Below are 15,986 nucleotides of genomic sequence, written 5' to 3' on the forward strand. Positions count from 1 at the left end.
CCCCACTAGGACGCACGTACTAGTCGCGTGGGCTGGACAGCCCCCGAAACCGGAGGTTCCTGATGGGCAAGACGTTTCTCTACACCGAGATCCAGGCAGCAGTGCCGTTCGATCAGTTCGACTGGCACCAGATCAATGCGGCGCTGAAGACCGCGCCGGGCCTGATCCGCAAGACGTGGCTGTCCGGCATCGGAACGCACACCGTCGGAGGCTTCTACGAGTTCGACAGCGCCCAGAACGCCCTGGCCTTCGCTCAGGGCCCCTTCGCCGAAGAAGCCCGCCGGGCCGGAGCCCCGGCAACGACACGACTGTTCGACGGCGACATCGTCAAAGACGCCAGTATCGACCTGAACTCGCCCTACTACAGCTGACACCGCGGGTTGCCGCCGAGTCGGCTCTGCACACTGCCTCGCTCCGTCGCCGGGGCGAGGCGGCCTCAACGGAAAGTCATCTCGATGAACATCACGCGGCACCCCGAGAACACCGTGAGCTGGATCGACCTCGGCACCCCCGATATGGGGACGACGACGGCGTTCTACACCGCCCTGTTCGGCTGGACCGTCGCCCCACCGGACTCCAACGGCTACCGGCTCTGTACGCTGCGCGGACATCTCGTCGCCGCCCTCGGGCCGGCCGAGGACGCAGGCGCACCCTACTGGACGGCCAACGTCACCGTGTCGGACATCCAAGCCACCGCCACCCGCTTCACGAACCTGGGCGCCCGAATCATCGTGGCACCGACCCAAGTCGGGACGCTCGGCCACGCCGCCGTCACGATCGACCCCGTCGGCGCACCACTGTCACTCTGGCAGCCCGGAACCCATGACGGCATGCAACTGAACCACGAACCGGGGACCTTCGGCCGCATCAGCCTTCTCACCGACCACTCCGCGCATGCCGCCGCCTTCTACCGACCAGCACTGCACTGGAACTCCAACCCCCAGCACACCGAGTTCCGGTTGCCGGACAACTCCATCGCCGCCACCGGCAAGCCGCCCGGGAAACCAACGGCGCAGCGATCAATCTGGCTGGTCGGCTTCGCCAGCAACAGACCCACCGCCGACGCCAAGCGGGCCCGGCAACTCGGTGCGACCGAAGTACGCCAGAACTCCAACAGAGACGTGGTCATGCGCGATCCCACCGGCGCTCTGTTCGGCCTTACCCAGCACGTCCGATAGTCCCGCTCCGCCCGAACGTGTTGCCCCAAGCAATCGCTCACCCAGTTGTGAGGCGTATGGGCCACCTGAAGAAGTCCCTGGCCAACCTCGCACCCCGCACTGTCGACGCCCTCACCCCACTCGTGAAGAACCGCCTACGCGGTATCCAACGCCCGTCCCCGAGGTCCTCGACGGCTTCATAGACCGACGGACAGGCCTTGTCCGCCTGTCCGCGCAGGGATACTGCGCGACGACCGGATCGACTACCCGATCAAGGAAGACCGCGCGTCGCCCTGGCGGCCACCGGCGTGTGGGCCGTGTGCCCGGGCACCGACCAGGTGTCCGGGCACAGCCGTATCCGGGCGGTCATATCGAGGACGGTGGAGGAGGCCCGGCCTCCTCCACCGCCGCCGCTATCTCGCGAAACCTGACGGGTCTTCACCAGCCATGGTGCAGGCGGCCCGACCGGAGGAGTTCGACGGGCTGGACCGCAGTGTCTGTTGGTGCCACAGAGATCACAGCGTCGTACGCGCATCTGCGATGCTGGGCAGATGAGCAAGGTGTGGCAAGGACACGTCATCGATGGCACGCGCTTCGTGGTCCCGGCGTCCGGTGTGACGCCGAGGCACGTGCTGTGCGCGGTCGGCGTCGGCCTGGATCCCGATGTCATCAGCCGGGTGGTCGAGGAGGCGGGCGCGGGGGACTTCACGCTCGACGAGTTCCAGCGGGAGCCCGACCCCCGGATGCGTGAGGCGTTCGACGTCGCGTTGGCTTCCCGCCGGGCCGCCGGCGTCGACGAGTTCGGCGACGACGACTGGGCCGCGGTGGACGCACACGACTCGGTCGCCTATGTCCTGTCACCGCCGGTCTCCCAGGCCACCGGCCTCGACGTGTCCCGCCGGGCGCTGGCCGTCACCGCTGCCCTGCTGGCCAACGGAGCCACCGCGGTGAAGAACGAGTCCAGTGGGGTGGCCTGCGGCCGGGAGCGGTGGCTGGCCCTGGCGAGCGAGGCGGCGGCCGCCGAGACCGCGGACGACCTGGTCGGCGCCCTTGTCCGGGCGTGGGTCGTGCCGGTGATCCACGACGGGGAGGTCTACTACAGCTGCGGCATGCACCTCCTGGGCGAGGCCGACGTGGAGCTGGCCCCCGGAAGCACCGCCGTGCCCGAGCCGGAGCTGCTGTGGGAGTGGGTGACCACCCTGGAGATCGCGTCGTCCTACCTGCTGACCGGGCAGCCGGACCACGGCGTCCAGAACGGCGAGGGCTTCCGCATCGCGCAGGACGCCACGCGCTGGATCATGAACCGTGTGGAGTGTGAACGGTTCGAGGACGACGACTTCTTCCACAACCCGTACGGATACTGGCGCCTGACTCCGGCTGCCCGCGGCCCACGGAGGGCGGCGAGGCTCAAGCGGCGCAACCCCCGCACGACCTTTGGAACGCGACGGAAGGGGTGAGGGCGGGGGGCGTGGAGATCTCCGGATCACGGGCCGAACGCCGCGCCCTTCTCCGGCGTCTCAGTACCGATCGCGGCCCCGCCCACCGGTGCCGACACGGATGGGGCCGCAGCAGGTCGTAGGCACGGACCAGGTTCGTGAGGAGCGATCCGGCGACCCGGAGCATGTCCGGCCAGTGTGTCGCGCTCCTCTTCAGGGTTGTAACGCTCGTCTTCCGGGTGGCGAAACCCCGGCTCCGGCGAGGCGAGCCGTGGTACGAGATCGGCGTCGACGACCCGGACCGGCGCCGTCGGCGCTACCCAGGGCCCGTAGGCCGCTGAGCCGCGCGCGACGCCGGGCAAGCCCTTCGCGAGAGGGGCTTGCCCGGGGCACGGCTGCACGAGGGCGGCGGCCGCGGTCTCGAGGACAGCGCGCTGCTGCGGGTCGATGGGCACGTCGGCCTGGCGCAGCGAGCGCGGCGTGGTGCCTTCGGCGCACAGCCGGCACAGCCCGAGCACCGGTATCGGAGCGGCACCGACCAGGGTGTGGGAGGTGGAGCTCTCGGAGACGGGTCGGTAGCAGCCGGGGCACAGCTGGCAGTCCTCTGGCTCATCCGCCGGCGGTGTGTCGGGGCCCAACAGCGGGACGATCCCGGAGGAGGTTCTCCCCGGCCTCCGCCCACAGTCCCGTCGGCCGTTCCGCGGACCGCTCGAACACGACGTCGCCGTCCGGGCCTTCGAGCGACACCGGGCAGGCGTGCCGCCGCACCGACGCGGTGGGACAGGCCGACATCGCGGCCACCCTCGAACGACCGTCCCATGAGGCCACTGCCCCCGCCGGACCGCCGACGCGGCCCTGAGCGCCTGGGCGGCCGCGGCGGGTGTCACCGTTTTCCTAGTGCCGCGGTGCCAGGGTGCGCAGGACGTCGAACTCGTTGCCCTCGGGGTCGGCCATCACCACCCAGGTCCGGTCCGGGCCCTGGCCCACGTCCACCGTGACGGCGCCGAGACCGATCAGTCGGGTCACCTCCTCCTCGGTGCTGCCGTCGATCGGACTGACGTCGAGGTGGAGCCGGTTCTTGACGGTCTTGCCCTCGGGCACCCGGATGAACACCAGGGTGGGCGGCATCTGGCGGGCCCGGACGTCCTCGGCGGTCGGCACCCAGGAGCCGATCTCGACCTTGTCAGCCCCTCGGTCGATCACCTTGAAGTCCAGGACCTCGCACCAGAAGGCCGCGAGCGTCTCCGGATCATGGCAGTCAACGGTCAACTCGGTGAACCTGCTTGTCATGCTTCTCCCAGACAGTACGAACGGGGCGCAGCGTGGGCCGCCCGCCCCACGAGGAAGCCGGCCCAGGCCAACGGTGATCAACACCCTTGGCCGTCGCATGAATTCCTCCACCTCGTTTCGGTTCGTCGACGCCGTCGCGCCGGTGGCCCCGCCCCCGAAGCGGTCGGGGCGGGGCCACGGTCAGTCGGTCGCGTCGGTGCGGACCGCGACGGTCCGGTTCAGAGCCTGATGGCGGCGGAGCAGTTCCCGATCCCCGTCCGGCAGATACGGACGGACCACAGCGAGCGGGCTCCCGTCACATACCGGTCGGCGGAGGTGCAGACCATGTCGCCGTACCACCGCCAACTGGTGTCGTCCGTGTCCTTCACCTGGAAGCGCGCGCAGTGCCCGTCGGTGAGCGGGTCGTGCGCGTGGAGCGACCAGTCGCCGTTGCCGACGTAGGTGACCGTGCCGGCGGCGCCGGTCGTACTCAGGCTGAACGTCTCGGCCTGGGCGGGTACGGCCCAGAAGCCGACGATCGCGGTGGCGGCCGATACGGCGACCACCGCCAGCCTTTTCGGCACCGAAGCCTGCGTTCTGCGTTTCACCGTGCATTCCCCCTTCTGGGACTGTCTGTTGGGCGAGTGGCGGTTCCGGTGGGTCCTGCCACGGACAGCGCGCGGTCGACGGCCGGTCAGGGGCAGGAGGCGGTTCCCTGGTCCTGGACGTGCGCGTCCGCGTTGTCCCCGACCTTCACCCAGAGTGCCGTCTTGCCCCGCCGGTCGTAGGTGCGCGTGAAGTCGGACTGCCCGGTGCGGACGAACTTGACCTTGTAGCACCAGCCGGCGTCCACCCGGAACGCGTCCCAGTCCTGGTTGTATGGCGTGTGGCCGCCGCGCGCCGTGAGGTTCATGGTCTTCTGACCCACCCCGTCGGACGAGCATCTGGGCTCGGTGGCCGTCGAGTCACCCGTGCTGTCGTCGGCCCGGCACCAGTTGAAGACGGCCGTGACCCCGTAGGCGCTGTCGTTCACGGTCGTCGAGCACAGGCCGAGCGTGCAGCCCGTGCCCGCCTGCGCGGTCGGTGCCGCCCCCAGGACAGCGGCGGCGCCGAGCGCGCCCACGACGACGAGCGAGCGGACCCGCCCGGTACCGAACCGCTGGGCCGGCATCTTTTTCACATGCATGTTCTTGCCTTCCCTGACCGGTGGCGACCACCCGGGACGCGACCGTCCGTGCTTGGTGACGCCACGCTGGACCATCGACCTTGCGCAAACCTTGCCGCGCAGGCCGGGCGACGCCTCGGTCAGGGAATCAGCACCAGCCTCCCGCGCACCCCGCCCTCCGCCAGACGGGCGTGCGCCTTGGCCGCGTCCTCCAGGGGGTAGGTCTCCGCGACCCGCAGCGTCAGCGCGCCCTCGTCCACCAGCGCCACCAGCTCGCTCAGTCGCGCTCCGTCGGCGGTCACCGCGACGGCCGAGGTCCGCACCCCGCGCACCGGCTCCGGGTGCGCCCCGGGCCGGACGCCCACGTACCCGCCCCCGTCGCGGACCCACTCCAGGGCCGGCTCACCGAGCACCGCCGCGTCCAGCACGGCGTCGACACTGCCCGCGCCGACCGTGCCGGACGTGAAGTGCGCGGCTCCCAGGGACCGTACGAACTCCTCGTCGCCCGGCCTGGCCAGCGCGGTCACCGCGATCCCCCGCCGGGCGGCGAGCTGGACGGCGAAACCGCCGACCGCACCCGCCGCTCCGGTGACCAGGAGTGACTGCCCCTCGGTCAACTCCAGCAGTTCCAGGGCCTGTACGGCGGTCAGTCCGTTCAGCGGCAGTGTGGCGGCGTGCACCATGTCCACCGTGTGCGGCGCCTGCGCCACCGCGTCCGTCTCGACGACGACGTTCTTCTCCGGCGCGGCCGACCCGGTCGAGACGCCGGACCGCGGTCAGGACCGCTCGCCGGTCCGCGACGGCCCGACCGGCCGGACAGCCGTGCAGGCCGACGGCCGGCGGCACAGGGCGGCAGCGGTACGGGGTCGACGGTCTCGCGGTGAGGCGTCAGCGGGCGTTCTCGTGGTGCGTCGCGGCCGCTGTGGGCCGGGACGCCGCAGCCGTGTTCCCGGCGGCCGCGCGGGCGCGGGCGTCCGGGAGGGTGAAGGCGAAAGCAGCGGTCGCCGCCGCGACGGCGGCCAGGGCGAGGTAGGTGTACTGGTACGCGGTGACCGGCGGATCGGCGACGGCCGCCGCGGGGGTGCCGAGGACGAGGGCGGTGGTCACCGCGACCGGCGCCAGGGCCCCTCCCGTCTGCCGGACCACGGTGTTCAGCGTGGACGCCTGGGCCAGGTCCTGCCGGTCGACGTTGGCGAGCGAGGCCACCGTCGTGGGCATGAAGACCCCGCCCATGGCAATGCCCAGCAGGAACATGTAGGCCCGGAACGTCCACAGACCGGTGTCCTCGTCGCAGGTGGCGAAGAGCAGGAGGACCACGCTGACGCCGGCCAGCCCGCATCCGACGATGATCCGCGGGCCCACCCGGGCGTAGAGGACCCCGACGACCTGGACGGTCAGCAGGACCCCGAAGGCCTCGGGGAAGGTGCTGGTACCGGACTCCAGCGCGCTGCGGCCCTGGGCCTGCTGGAGGAAGAGCGGGCCGAGGTACATCGCGCCGAGGATCGGGATCAGACCGATCAGGTTGATCAGGTTGGTGTCACGGAAGAGCCGGTCCGCGAAGAGCCGCAGTTTCAGGAGCGGTTCGGTCACGCGCAGCTGGTGGACGGCCGTGGCGGCGAGCAGGAGCGCGCCGAGAACCAGGGAGACGACCACCGGCACGGAGGACCAGCCGCGGCTGGGACCCTCGGAGACACCGAACATCGCGGCACCCAGTCCGGCGGCGCTCAGCAGCAGGCCCGGCAGGTCGAACCGGCCGGGCAGCCGGCCGCGGTGCTCGGCCAGGAAGAGCATGCCGAACACGACGACGGGCAGCCCCACCGGCACGTTGACGTAGAACACCCACCGCCAGGACAGATGGTCGACGAGGAGGCCGCCCAGAATAGGCGCGGCGGCCGGGGCCATCTGCTGCGGGACGATCATGTAGCGGGAGATCCGCACCTGGTCGGAGGCGTTGAAGGTCGCGAAGAACAGGGCGGCGGAGGCCGGGAACAGCACACCGGCGGACAACCCCTGCACCGCACGGAAGGCCACCAGCTGGGCGAGGCCGGCGGCCGTGCCGCACAGCAGGGACGAGCCGAGGAAGACGGTGAGCGCGGTGAGCAGGACGCGCTTGCCGCCGAAGCGTTCGACGAGCCAGGCGGAGGCGGGGATCGTCATGGCCAGACACACCGGGTAGACCACGACCACCCCGTCGAGGGCGGCCGTGGTCAGCCCGAACTGCCGCGCGATGGCGGGCAGGGCGACCGTCGTGATCGCCCCGTCGACGATGGCGATGAAGGTCACGCTGACACACATCACGGGGACGACGAGGCGCTGACCGAGCCGGAAGGACCGGGCCGGGCCGAGCGAACGGGAGGAACGGGAGGAACGGGAAGAACGGGAAGAACGGAGGGGCGTGCGGGAGCGACGCGGGGACAGCTGCACATGCTGAGCATACTCACTATGTCGGTGCTCATAGAATCGGGTTTCCGGTGGAACGCGCGACGGGGAGCGACACATGGCAGTGCAGGGCAGCAGCGACGTCCTGGTCGACGAGCTCTACGAGACGACGCAGCAGCTGCGCCGGTTCGTGGAGCACCGCCTGCGCGCCGGCGGCGCCACGGTCGCCCGGCTGCGGGCCCTGCGGATGCTCGCGCGCGCCGAACGGCCCCTGCGGATGCGGGACCTGAGCGAGATGACGGGCGTCGCGGCGCGCACCGTGACGAGCATCGTCGACAGCCTGGAGCGGGACGGTCTGGTCGAGCGGGTCCGCCACCCGGACGACCGCCGCGCCTTTCTCCTCCGGCTGACCGACGACGGACTGCGGTGCCATCGTGAGGCCGAGGACGTGGACCGTCAGGCGCTCGCGGAGGCGACGGCCGGTCTCACCCCGGAGGACCGGGAGCGGTTCCGGGCTCTCCTGGCGGTCGTCCGCGAGGCGACGGCCGACCGGAACCAGTCCGACGGGGACCAGTCCGACGGGGACCAGCCCAGCCGGGACCCGTCCGGCCGGCCCGCGCACGGCATGCGACCGTGACGCGCGAGGAGCGCGGCCCTGCCGTTCCCAGCCTCTGGCGGGACCGCGACTTCCGCAGCCTCTGAGTGGGCCAGACGGCTTCCCAACTCGGAGAACACACCTGTCTGGTGGTCGTGCCGCTCTTCGCCGTCCTGACGCTGGACGCCGGTGCCGGCCAGTTGGGCGCCCTGCGGGCGGTGGGGCAGGCTCCGATCCTGCTGCTGTCGCTCTTCGCCGGCGCGTGGGTGGACAGGTGGCGCACCCGCAGCGTGATGGTGCTGACGGACGCGGGCCGGGCCCTGGCGTTGGGCGCCGCCGCCGCGGCGGCCCTCCTCGGCGGTCTGGTCCTGCCGGTGCTGTTCGTCGTGGCCTTCGCCGTCGGGGCCCTGTCGGTGTTCTTCGACGTGGCCTACCAGGCGTCCCTGGTACGGCTGGTGAGGCGGGATCAGCTGGTCCGGGGCAACAGCGCGCTCGAGGGCAGCCGGTCCGCGGCGCAGATCGGCGGTCCCGCCCTCGGCGGCGCGCTGGTGTCCGTGCTGTCGGTGCCGGTCGCCGCCGTTTCCAGCGCGTCGTTCTTCGCGCTGTCGTTCCTGACGATACGGCGGATCGGTCGCCGCGAGTCCGTCCCGGCGCACGCGGAACGCCGCGAGCACAGAGGTGCCTCCGGGGTCTGGCGGCGGATCCGCACCGGGCTCCGTTTCGTCGCCGGTGACACCTCGCTCCGGGCGGTGTGTCTCGCGTCTGCCGCCTTCCAGCTCTTCTTCGCCGCCGTGATGACCGTCTATCTGTTGTTCCTGCCGCGGGACCTGCACCTCTCGGGCGCCGCCGTGGGGCTGGCCCTCGCGGCGACGGGGCCGGGGGCGCTCCTGGGTTCCCTGCTGGCCGCCCGCCTGCCGAGCCGCTTCGGGCACGGCCGAGTGCTCGTCCGGGCGGCGGTGCTCGGCGACGGCGCGTTCCTGTGCGTGCCCGCGCTGCACGGCTCCTCCGCGGTGACGATCACCGCGCTCTGCACGGCCAACCTCGTCTTCGGGGCCTGCGGCCAGCTGGTGAACGTCACGGTGATGGCCGTCCGGCAGACCCTGACGCCCGACGGGATGCAAGGCCGCGTGGCCGCGACGATCACCTTCGTCGGCATGGGGCTGACCCCGCTCGGCTCGCTCCTCGGCGGGTTCCTCGCGCAGGCGTGGGGGACGCGCACGAGCCTCCTGGTGACGGCCGCGGGCATGCTGCTGTCGCCGGCCCTGATGGCCCTCTCCCCTCTCGCCCGGCTGGGACGGACGCTCCCCGCCCCGGCGTAGCCCGCGGCACCGCCCCTACCCGCGGCACCGCCCGTACCCGCGGGCGGGCGGTGCCCGCCGCCGACCCGCCGGTGAAATGCCGCTTTATGCTAATTTTTAGCTATCCAGCGGACATGCTGTCTGTCCTATCTCATGAGAGGTGCGATACAGGACCTCGGGGCTGGGCCGCACGGCCCCGGGAAACATCGTCCGGCGTGTGCCGGAGTCAGCGAGCTGCGTGAGACGCATGAACGCCACTTCGTCCTCCTCCTCGGCTTCGCCGTTCGACATGGTCAGCGGAGCCCTGGCGGATTACATCCCGAGGGCCGGAGCGACGGCGGCCGCGGGTCGCGTCGGCTCCTCGGGCGAGGGTGACGTGCGTCCGCCCCGGGGCAGCGGCGCGGAGCCCGACGACCGGGAGCAGATCCTCGGGGCCGTCAACCTCGACCGGGATCTGCGGATCACCAGCTGCAATGTGGACGCCGCCCCTTTCACCGGGGTGACGGTCGCGCCGGGGGACTCCTTCGCCGATCTCCTGCCTCCCGGGGACGTACCGACGGTGACCCGGCGCCTGCAGCGGGTCCTCGACACCGGGGAGGCGCACGTCGCCCGTGTCCAGCGCCTGCGGCGCAGCGACGGGTCGGAGCTGGTGGTGTCGATGAGCATCCTGCCGGCCGCCACTCCGGAGGAGGGTCTGACCGTCTCGCTGATCGCCATGGCCAAGCGGCTGCACCTGTACGCCTCCGCCGCCGCGATCGGCACGTCCCTCGACATCGGGGAGACCGCGCAGTCCCTGGCCCAGTCCCTGCTGGCCTGGGGGGACGTGGCGGCCGTCGACCTGGACTACGCCGTGTGGACGGGTGAGGCGGTCACCGAGCAGGCCCAGGACCGCATCCGGCTGCGGCGGGCCGCCCTGGTGCCGGACCGGGCCTGGCCCGACGGGTACCTGACCCCCGGGGACAATCTGCCCCAGGAGGCGAGCCGGCTGCTGGCCGGCGCGGTCATGCGGGACGACGTACCGCAGGCCATCGTCGTCCGTGACCGCGAGGCGATCGAGCGGGCACTCGGCGACCGACGGCTGGTGCGCGCCCTGGTGCCCGGCGACCAGCCGGTGAGCGTCGCGTGCATTCCGCTCGTCGTCGAGGGGCAGCAGGGCACCCCGGGCCCGATCGTGCTGGGCGTGACAGAGGTCTGGCGCCGCCCGGAACGCCCCTTCCGCGAGGGTGAGCTGCTCGACCTCCAGGAACTCGTGGCCAAGACCGCCCGCCATGTGGACCTGGCCCGCCAGCACCAGCGGGAGCACGCCCAGGTCCTGGCACTGCAACGCCGGCTGCTGCCACGGGTCGGCAGCGAGACCATCGAGGTCGCCAGTGTGTACGAGCCCACCACTCCCGACAGTGCGGGCGTCGGCGGGGACTGGGTGAACAGTTTTCCGCTGCCGGGCGACCGGACCGCGCTGGTGGTCGGTGACGTCGTGGGGCACGGCCTCGGGGCCGCGGCGGCCATGGGCCAGCTGAGCATGGAGGCCCGTGCGCTGCTGTCGGCGGGGCTGGGCCCCGGCGAGGTGCTGGAGCGGCTGGACGAGACGGTCACGCTGCTGGACGACACCGACGCGGGCCTGGCTGCCGGGTACAGCGCGCTGGGCTCGACGTGCTGCATCGCGGTCTACGATCCCGTCGACCACCGGGTGGTGATGTCCAACGCCGGTCACCTCCCCCCTGTCCTCGTCCATCCCGACGGGTCCGCCAAGGCCGTGGCGGCCCAGCCGCACCCGGCGCTCGGAGCCGAGTTCGCCGTACGGGAGCCCTTCGACGTGCACGAGTTCGCCGCGCCCCCGGGCTCGCTCCTCGTCCTCTACACCGACGGCCTGGTCGAGGATCCGTCCACCTCGATCGATGACGGCATAGGCCGGCTGACGGACGTGGTCCGTGACGTGCATCCCTGGGACGATCTCCAGCGGGCCGCCCGTCGCGTGGTCGCCCGGCTGGCCCCGCAGGAACCCCTGCGCGACGACGTGACCCTGCTGCTGGCCCGGATGGCCGGCCGCCGCGGCCGGGACAGCGCCACCTGGCGCCTGTCCGCCCGCGACAACACCGCGGCCCGCGCCCGCGCCCTGGCCTCGCCCGTGCTGCGGGCATGGCACACGGGCGGCCAGGCCCGGGACAACGCGCTGCTGGTGATCAGCGAACTGGTCACCAACGCCGTCCGGTTCGGCACCGGGCCCGTCACCCTGCGGCTGGTGCGGGCCGGGCACCGGCTCACCTGCGAGGTCGGCGACAGCGGCAACGGCCGCCCGCGCCTGCGCCGCGCCGGGCTGCTCGACGACCGGGGGCGGGGGCTCCACGTCGTCCACAAGCTGACCACCCGCTGGGGGGTGCGGTGGACCGAGACCGGCAAGGCGGTCTGGGCCGAACTGGAGGTCTAGCTTGATCTTTCACCTGTGCGGCGGGGGCGTGGAGTCGTTGACTTCTTCGTGCGTCGTTTTGTGGGGCCGGGTTTGCGGACGGTGTGCACGTCATAGCGAGCGGTGGGCTGGTTGTTCCTGGGGCCGGGTGGCCGTCCTGGGCCGGCCGGGAGGATTTCGGTGCTCCGGCCGGGCAGGCGGCCTTCGACCGGAGGTGCCGAAAGTCGCGACGGACGCGGGCAGGGGTGAGCCTTTAAAGATCAACCTGGTGCCGGAGTGAGGGCGGGGTGCCCCGGCTACAGCCACTCCCCCTCCACGGCCGTGGCCGTCAGTCCGGGTGCGGCCGCGTACAACACCGTCCGGCTGCCCGACTTCTGGCCGGCCTCGTGGGCGCGGCACAGGATGTCGAGCACGGCCGCGCCGCCGCGGTTGCCCGTCAGGTAGCTGTCCCGGCTGTAGGCGAGAAGGCCCGTCGGCCATCCTTCGGGCATCGTCTGTTCCATGTACTCCAGCACCCTCGTCCCACCCGGGTGCGCGAGCAGCAGGTCGGGATGCCACCGCTCTCGGTCGTCCTCATGGCGTACGCGCAACCACCTCCACATCGCGGCGACCGTCTCCTGTACGGCGCGCGGTCCACGGCGGTCCATCACGAAGTGCGTGCCGTCGGTCCGGGTCTCCAGCCGGTGCAGGTCCATGGTGCCGGGCAGGGTGTGGTGCCAGACCGCGTCCAGTCTCAGGACCGACTCCGGTCCGGGGCGTCCGGTGACCACCACGGCGACGGCGGTGTCGGCGAACAGCAGCCGCACGATCAGCGACTCCAGTGTCTCGTCGGCGGGTTGGTAGGTGGTGCTCAGCGCCTCCGCGATCACCACCAGCACCACGCGGTCGGGGTCCGTCGCGACCAGATCGGCCGCGAGCGCGAGCGATCGGGTGCCGGCGATGCAGGCCCACTGGGTGGCCGGGAGCAGGAGTACGTCGCGGCGCAGCGGAAGGCGGTTGAGCAGGGACAGGTCGAGCCCCGGGAGGGCCGGGGTGGTGGAGTGACTGGTGATGAGACAGTCGACGTCGGCGGCGTCCAGTCCGGCGACGTCGAGAGCTGCGCGCGCCGCGCGTTCGCCGTACTCCTGCACGGCCGCCCAAGCCGGCGCGGTGCGCTCCTGGACGGTCTGCGGTGCGGGTATCGCCTCCAGTGCGGCGATTACGCGGTTCACCTCGTCGTCGCCGAAGCCGCGTCGGGTCAGTGCCTCACGAGCCGCGCCCGCGCCGGGGGTTCGCAGGCCACTCCCACCGCTGGGCGCGGAGGCCGACTCCAGCGGCAGCATCCAGGCCCGTGAGATGATCCCGGTGCTCGCGGCGATGCCGTCCATCCTCGGCAGCCACGGCGCCTGCGGGTGGCGGGCCCGGACCTCCGCCAGGATCTGGCCGGTCTTCACGACATGCTCGCCTTGCACCACGGCAGGAGGACACAGATAGGCGCCCATAGCACGCATCTTTCTCGGGAAACCCCTGGATGACGTCCAGTGTCTGAAACCTGCCCGATGCGGCAGACCGGGGTCAAGATGCTTTCATCGCAATCCACTTCGCATTCCACCTGCCTTTGTCCATATCACTGGAGAACCGGACCATGTGGATGCGGTGCGGCGGCACAGGTCGGGTCCTGCGCGGGAAGCAGGCCGGTGCGCAGGTAGGCGTTGACCTGGTCGTCGACGCAGGTGTCGCCGTACTCGCCGTAGAGGCCGTGCTGGCGGGCGTGTTCGACGGTCAGGAGCCGCGAGCTCGGCCACCGCTCGCGCATGGCCCGGCGCCGGAGTCGACGCTGCGAGGGTCGCCGGTCGCGGCGAGGAGCAGGGCCGGGACGTCGTTGTCGAGCACGGTCGGTGCCTCGGCGGGCGGCGCCCAGAACTCCGCAGGGGGTGATGGCGTTCGCCAGGGGCCGACGAGCGGGAACCGCCGGCGGCGCGACTGTTCGACCGCGCGCCAGTAGTCGGCGGCGCCTCGCCGCTCCGCCACGTCGCCGCAGAGGATCGCCGTCATCCGGCCGGCGGTGGCCGAGCCCGCCGAGGTCAGCAGGAACTCCAACCAACGGGCCGGTCGTTGGGGTGGCTCGACCGGCTTCCGGTCGGCGGCACGGGCCAGGAGGCCTACGGTTCGGGCCAGGTCGGCGCGCCGGCCGTCGAGGCCGCCACCACGCCGATCCGTCGTCTTTCCGGAACTGCGGGCCCGAACGGTGGGCCGTGTCGGTCGCCTTCCGGCGGGAGACGGCGACGGGGATCGTACGGCTGCGTCGATCGGTGTAGTCCAGGGGCACGGTGACGTCGGCGCAGTCGGCGCCCGCGGCGTCCGGCTCGCGGCCGGTCTCGTCGTCGGGGCCGAGCACGCAGGCGTGGCAGTCGAGGTGCTGGGTGTGGAAGCGGGCGAGCGGGTCCGGGCCTGCGGCGGTGGCGGGCGTGGCGTAGGGCGCGACGGCAGTGGCGGCGAGCAGCACCGGGCACACCGCGAGCGTCCTGGGGTGTCGTCGAAACGCTGAAGCCGGCGTGTGATCAACGCCAGGGTGGCTCGCGGTCCGGCAGACGCACGGGAGTCCGCCGGGCCGAGAAGGCCCGGCGGACTCCCGTGCGGCAGGGTCACCCTTGGCGTGCGCCTCCGGCGTCCGTGCGGTGTCGACGGCGGGGGGCAGGGGCGTGCGCGCGGCGGTGGGGGCGGCCGTGGGCGACGACCGCCAGGAGGGCCAGGACGGCCACTCCCGCCGCCTCGACGTACACGGTCGGGCGGACCAGCTCCGCGTCCATCGACTCGACGAAGCCGAAGAGCCCCGTGGTGAGGCTGAGCACCAGGGCGCCCAGGGTGCCCGCCGTGAAGAGGGCGGTCACGGCGGCTACCGGCACCAGCCGGCGTACGGGGGTGACCAGCAGCGCCAGGGCCAGCAGGAGGCCGACGACGCCGTTGAGCAGGAAGAGCGGCCCGATGGTGTCGAGGCCCCGGTAGCCCTCGTCCCACAGGCGCAGATGGATCGCTGCCATCGCCGCCGTCAGCCCCGCGCCGGCCAGGCGCAGGACGAACGTCGCGGCCGTCCGTTCAGTAGCCATTGTTCGTAGAGGTGTTGTCGTTGCTGGTGCTGGGCGACGCCGGGGTTCCGCCGACCGTGATGTGCGTCTTCATGCCGAGGTCCTTGTGTCCGTCGACCGGGCAGAACACCTGGTACGAGCCGGACTTCAGCGTCACCGTGAAGGTCGTGGACTGTCCGGGCTCCAGGGTCTTGCTGCGGTTGTTGCCGCCCGGGCCGTCCAGCTCCAGGGCGTGTTCGTGGTGGCCCATGTTCTGCGCGGTGAAGGTGTACCGGCCGGGGTGGTACTTCTGCGTCGAGAGCTGGATGTGGAAGTCGGTCAGCTTCGCCGTGACCTGGGTCCCGGAGGCCGCGGCCATCGACGGGGCGGGTGCGGTGGTCGTACCGGAACCGCTGCTGCTGCCGTTGCTGCCGCCGCCTCCGCAGGCGGCCAGCAGGGCGGTCAGTCCGCCGGCGGCCACACCGAGGAGCACGCGGTCACGGGTGTGCGGGATGGTCATGAATCGGTCCTCCGGATCGTCCCCCTGCTCCCCCCTGCAAGGGGTACGGCCGCGGCGGGCGGAGGGATTGCGGATCGCCCGAGGGAGAATGGAGGTGAGGTGAGCGCAATCCCTTCCGGGCGTCGGAACGTATTCCTGATATGTGGCGCATGGCCCTTTCCTTCGGACGGGTGCCCGACGAGGCACTGCTCACCGGCCTGACCACGGGCGATCCCGAGCTGGCCGTGGCGTTCGTGCGCCGTTTCCAGAGCACGGTCTACGGCGTGGCCCTCGCCGTCCTGGGCGACACCCAACTCGCCGAGGACGTCGCCCAGCAGACGTTCGAGCGGGCCTGGCGGCACGCACAGGTGTACGACCCCCGGCGGGGCTCCGTACGGTCCTGGCTGACGACGATCGCGCACAACCTGGCGATCGACGCGGTACGGGCGCGGCGGGCGAAGCCGGTCGCGCCCGAGGACCTGGACACGCTGCTCGACGTCGTGACCGAGACGCCCGAGCGGCGGGCGATGGCCGACGACAACGCCGAGCGGGTCCGACGCGCGGTGGCCGAGCTGCCCCGGGAACAGGCGCGGGCCCTGGTGATGGCCGGGATCTACGGGATGACGGCCGGGGAGGTGGCGGACACCGAGCACATTCCGCTGGGCACGGCGAAGACACGGATCCGGACCGGCACGCGCAAGGTGCGCGCCCTTCTCGAGACGGAGGAGAAGCGGTGAGCG

General features: G+C 71.9%; 16 protein-coding genes and 2 pseudogenes. 7 read left to right on the plus strand and 11 right to left on the minus strand.

Annotated elements, in window-relative coordinates; genetic code table 11:
• Nucleotides 1-62: 62 nt before the first annotated feature.
• The 3 genes from U5640_RS01040 to U5640_RS01050 all read left to right on the plus strand — a co-directional run bounded on the left by U5640_RS01040 (nt 63) and on the right by U5640_RS01050 (nt 2,614).
• Complete coding sequence (locus tag U5640_RS01040; RefSeq protein WP_340373898.1) at nt 63-371, plus strand: hypothetical protein; 309 nt, start codon at nt 63-65, stop codon at nt 369-371.
• An 84-nt stretch (nt 372-455) separates the two neighbouring features.
• The gene (locus U5640_RS01045; RefSeq protein WP_340373899.1) at nt 456-1,178 is read left to right on the plus strand and encodes a VOC family protein; all 723 of its coding nucleotides are present in this window, start codon (nt 456-458) and stop codon (nt 1,176-1,178) included.
• Between the two features lie 530 nt (nt 1,179-1,708).
• The gene (locus U5640_RS01050) at nt 1,709-2,614 is read left to right on the plus strand and encodes a hypothetical protein (protein ID WP_340373900.1); all 906 of its coding nucleotides are present in this window, start codon (nt 1,709-1,711) and stop codon (nt 2,612-2,614) included.
• An 873-nt stretch (nt 2,615-3,487) separates the two neighbouring features.
• On the opposite strand, the gene U5640_RS01055 is transcribed toward U5640_RS01050, so the two are convergent.
• From U5640_RS01055 to U5640_RS01075, 5 genes and pseudogenes are all read right to left on the minus strand, one after another.
• Nucleotides 3,488-3,883 carry a VOC family protein gene (locus U5640_RS01055; protein ID WP_340373901.1) on the minus strand — a complete coding sequence of 132 codons (396 nt, stop codon included), beginning with the start codon at nt 3,881-3,883 and terminating at the stop codon, nt 3,488-3,490.
• A 218-nt stretch (nt 3,884-4,101) separates the two neighbouring features.
• The gene (locus U5640_RS01060; protein ID WP_340373902.1) at nt 4,102-4,470 is read right to left on the minus strand and encodes a hypothetical protein; all 369 of its coding nucleotides are present in this window, start codon (nt 4,468-4,470) and stop codon (nt 4,102-4,104) included.
• Nucleotides 4,471-4,556: 86 nt separating this feature from the next.
• On the minus strand, nt 4,557-5,042 hold the full coding sequence (locus U5640_RS01065) for a hypothetical protein (protein WP_340373903.1): 486 nt from the start codon (nt 5,040-5,042) through the stop codon (nt 4,557-4,559).
• A 125-nt stretch (nt 5,043-5,167) separates the two neighbouring features.
• A pseudogene (locus tag U5640_RS01070) lies at nt 5,168-5,758 on the minus strand (zinc-binding dehydrogenase); the annotation flags it as partial.
• A gap of 157 nt (nt 5,759-5,915) precedes the next feature.
• Nucleotides 5,916-7,322, minus strand: coding sequence for a DHA2 family efflux MFS transporter permease subunit (locus tag U5640_RS01075; protein WP_340373904.1), 1,407 nt, complete (start codon nt 7,320-7,322; stop codon nt 5,916-5,918).
• Between the two features lie 202 nt (nt 7,323-7,524).
• Here U5640_RS01075 and U5640_RS01080 point away from each other — a divergent pair, with 202 nt between their 5' ends.
• From U5640_RS01080 to U5640_RS01090, 3 genes are all read left to right on the plus strand, one after another.
• Nucleotides 7,525-8,043, plus strand: a complete 519-nt coding sequence (locus tag U5640_RS01080) for a MarR family transcriptional regulator (RefSeq protein WP_340373905.1) — start codon at nt 7,525-7,527, stop codon at nt 8,041-8,043.
• 65 nt (nt 8,044-8,108) lie between these two features.
• Nucleotides 8,109-9,320 (plus strand): MFS transporter, encoded by a 1,212-nt coding sequence (locus U5640_RS01085; RefSeq protein WP_340373906.1) that lies wholly within the window; start codon nt 8,109-8,111, stop codon nt 9,318-9,320.
• Between the two features lie 226 nt (nt 9,321-9,546).
• Complete coding sequence (locus U5640_RS01090) at nt 9,547-11,724, plus strand: SpoIIE family protein phosphatase (protein ID WP_340373907.1); 2,178 nt, start codon at nt 9,547-9,549, stop codon at nt 11,722-11,724.
• On the opposite strand, the pseudogene U5640_RS01095 reads toward U5640_RS01090, so the two are convergent.
• The 6 genes and pseudogenes from U5640_RS01095 to U5640_RS01120 form a co-directional block, all read right to left on the minus strand.
• A pseudogene (locus tag U5640_RS01095) lies at nt 11,721-11,956 on the minus strand (transposase); the annotation flags it as partial. The gene U5640_RS01090 and the pseudogene U5640_RS01095 sit on opposite strands and share 4 nt — an antisense overlap.
• Nucleotides 11,957-11,999: 43 nt before the next feature.
• The gene (locus U5640_RS01100) at nt 12,000-13,184 is read right to left on the minus strand and encodes a type III polyketide synthase (protein ID WP_340373908.1); all 1,185 of its coding nucleotides are present in this window, start codon (nt 13,182-13,184) and stop codon (nt 12,000-12,002) included.
• A 125-nt stretch (nt 13,185-13,309) separates the two neighbouring features.
• Nucleotides 13,310-13,498 carry an alpha/beta hydrolase gene (locus U5640_RS01105; RefSeq protein WP_340373909.1) on the minus strand — a complete coding sequence of 63 codons (189 nt, stop codon included), beginning with the start codon at nt 13,496-13,498 and terminating at the stop codon, nt 13,310-13,312.
• Complete coding sequence (locus tag U5640_RS01110) at nt 13,465-13,782, minus strand: hypothetical protein (protein WP_340373910.1); 318 nt, start codon at nt 13,780-13,782, stop codon at nt 13,465-13,467. The genes U5640_RS01105 and U5640_RS01110 overlap by 34 nt, the downstream gene beginning before the upstream one ends.
• A gap of 545 nt (nt 13,783-14,327) precedes the next feature.
• Complete coding sequence (locus U5640_RS01115) at nt 14,328-14,789, minus strand: hypothetical protein (protein WP_340373911.1); 462 nt, start codon at nt 14,787-14,789, stop codon at nt 14,328-14,330.
• Entirely contained in the window at nt 14,779-15,267 is a 489-nt protein-coding gene (locus U5640_RS01120; RefSeq protein WP_340373912.1) for a copper-binding protein, read from the minus strand. Before U5640_RS01120 ends, U5640_RS01115 begins: the two co-directional genes overlap by 11 nt.
• A gap of 140 nt (nt 15,268-15,407) precedes the next feature.
• Between U5640_RS01120 and U5640_RS01125 the strand changes: the two genes are divergently transcribed.
• Entirely contained in the window at nt 15,408-15,983 is a 576-nt protein-coding gene (locus U5640_RS01125; RefSeq protein WP_340373913.1) for a sigma-70 family RNA polymerase sigma factor, read from the plus strand.
• Nucleotides 15,984-15,986: the final 3 nt, after the last annotated feature.

Origin of the sequence: Streptomyces sp. SS7 (genome assembly GCF_037993025.1) — a bacterium.
Classification (GTDB): Bacteria; Actinomycetota; Actinomycetes; order Streptomycetales; family Streptomycetaceae; genus Streptomyces.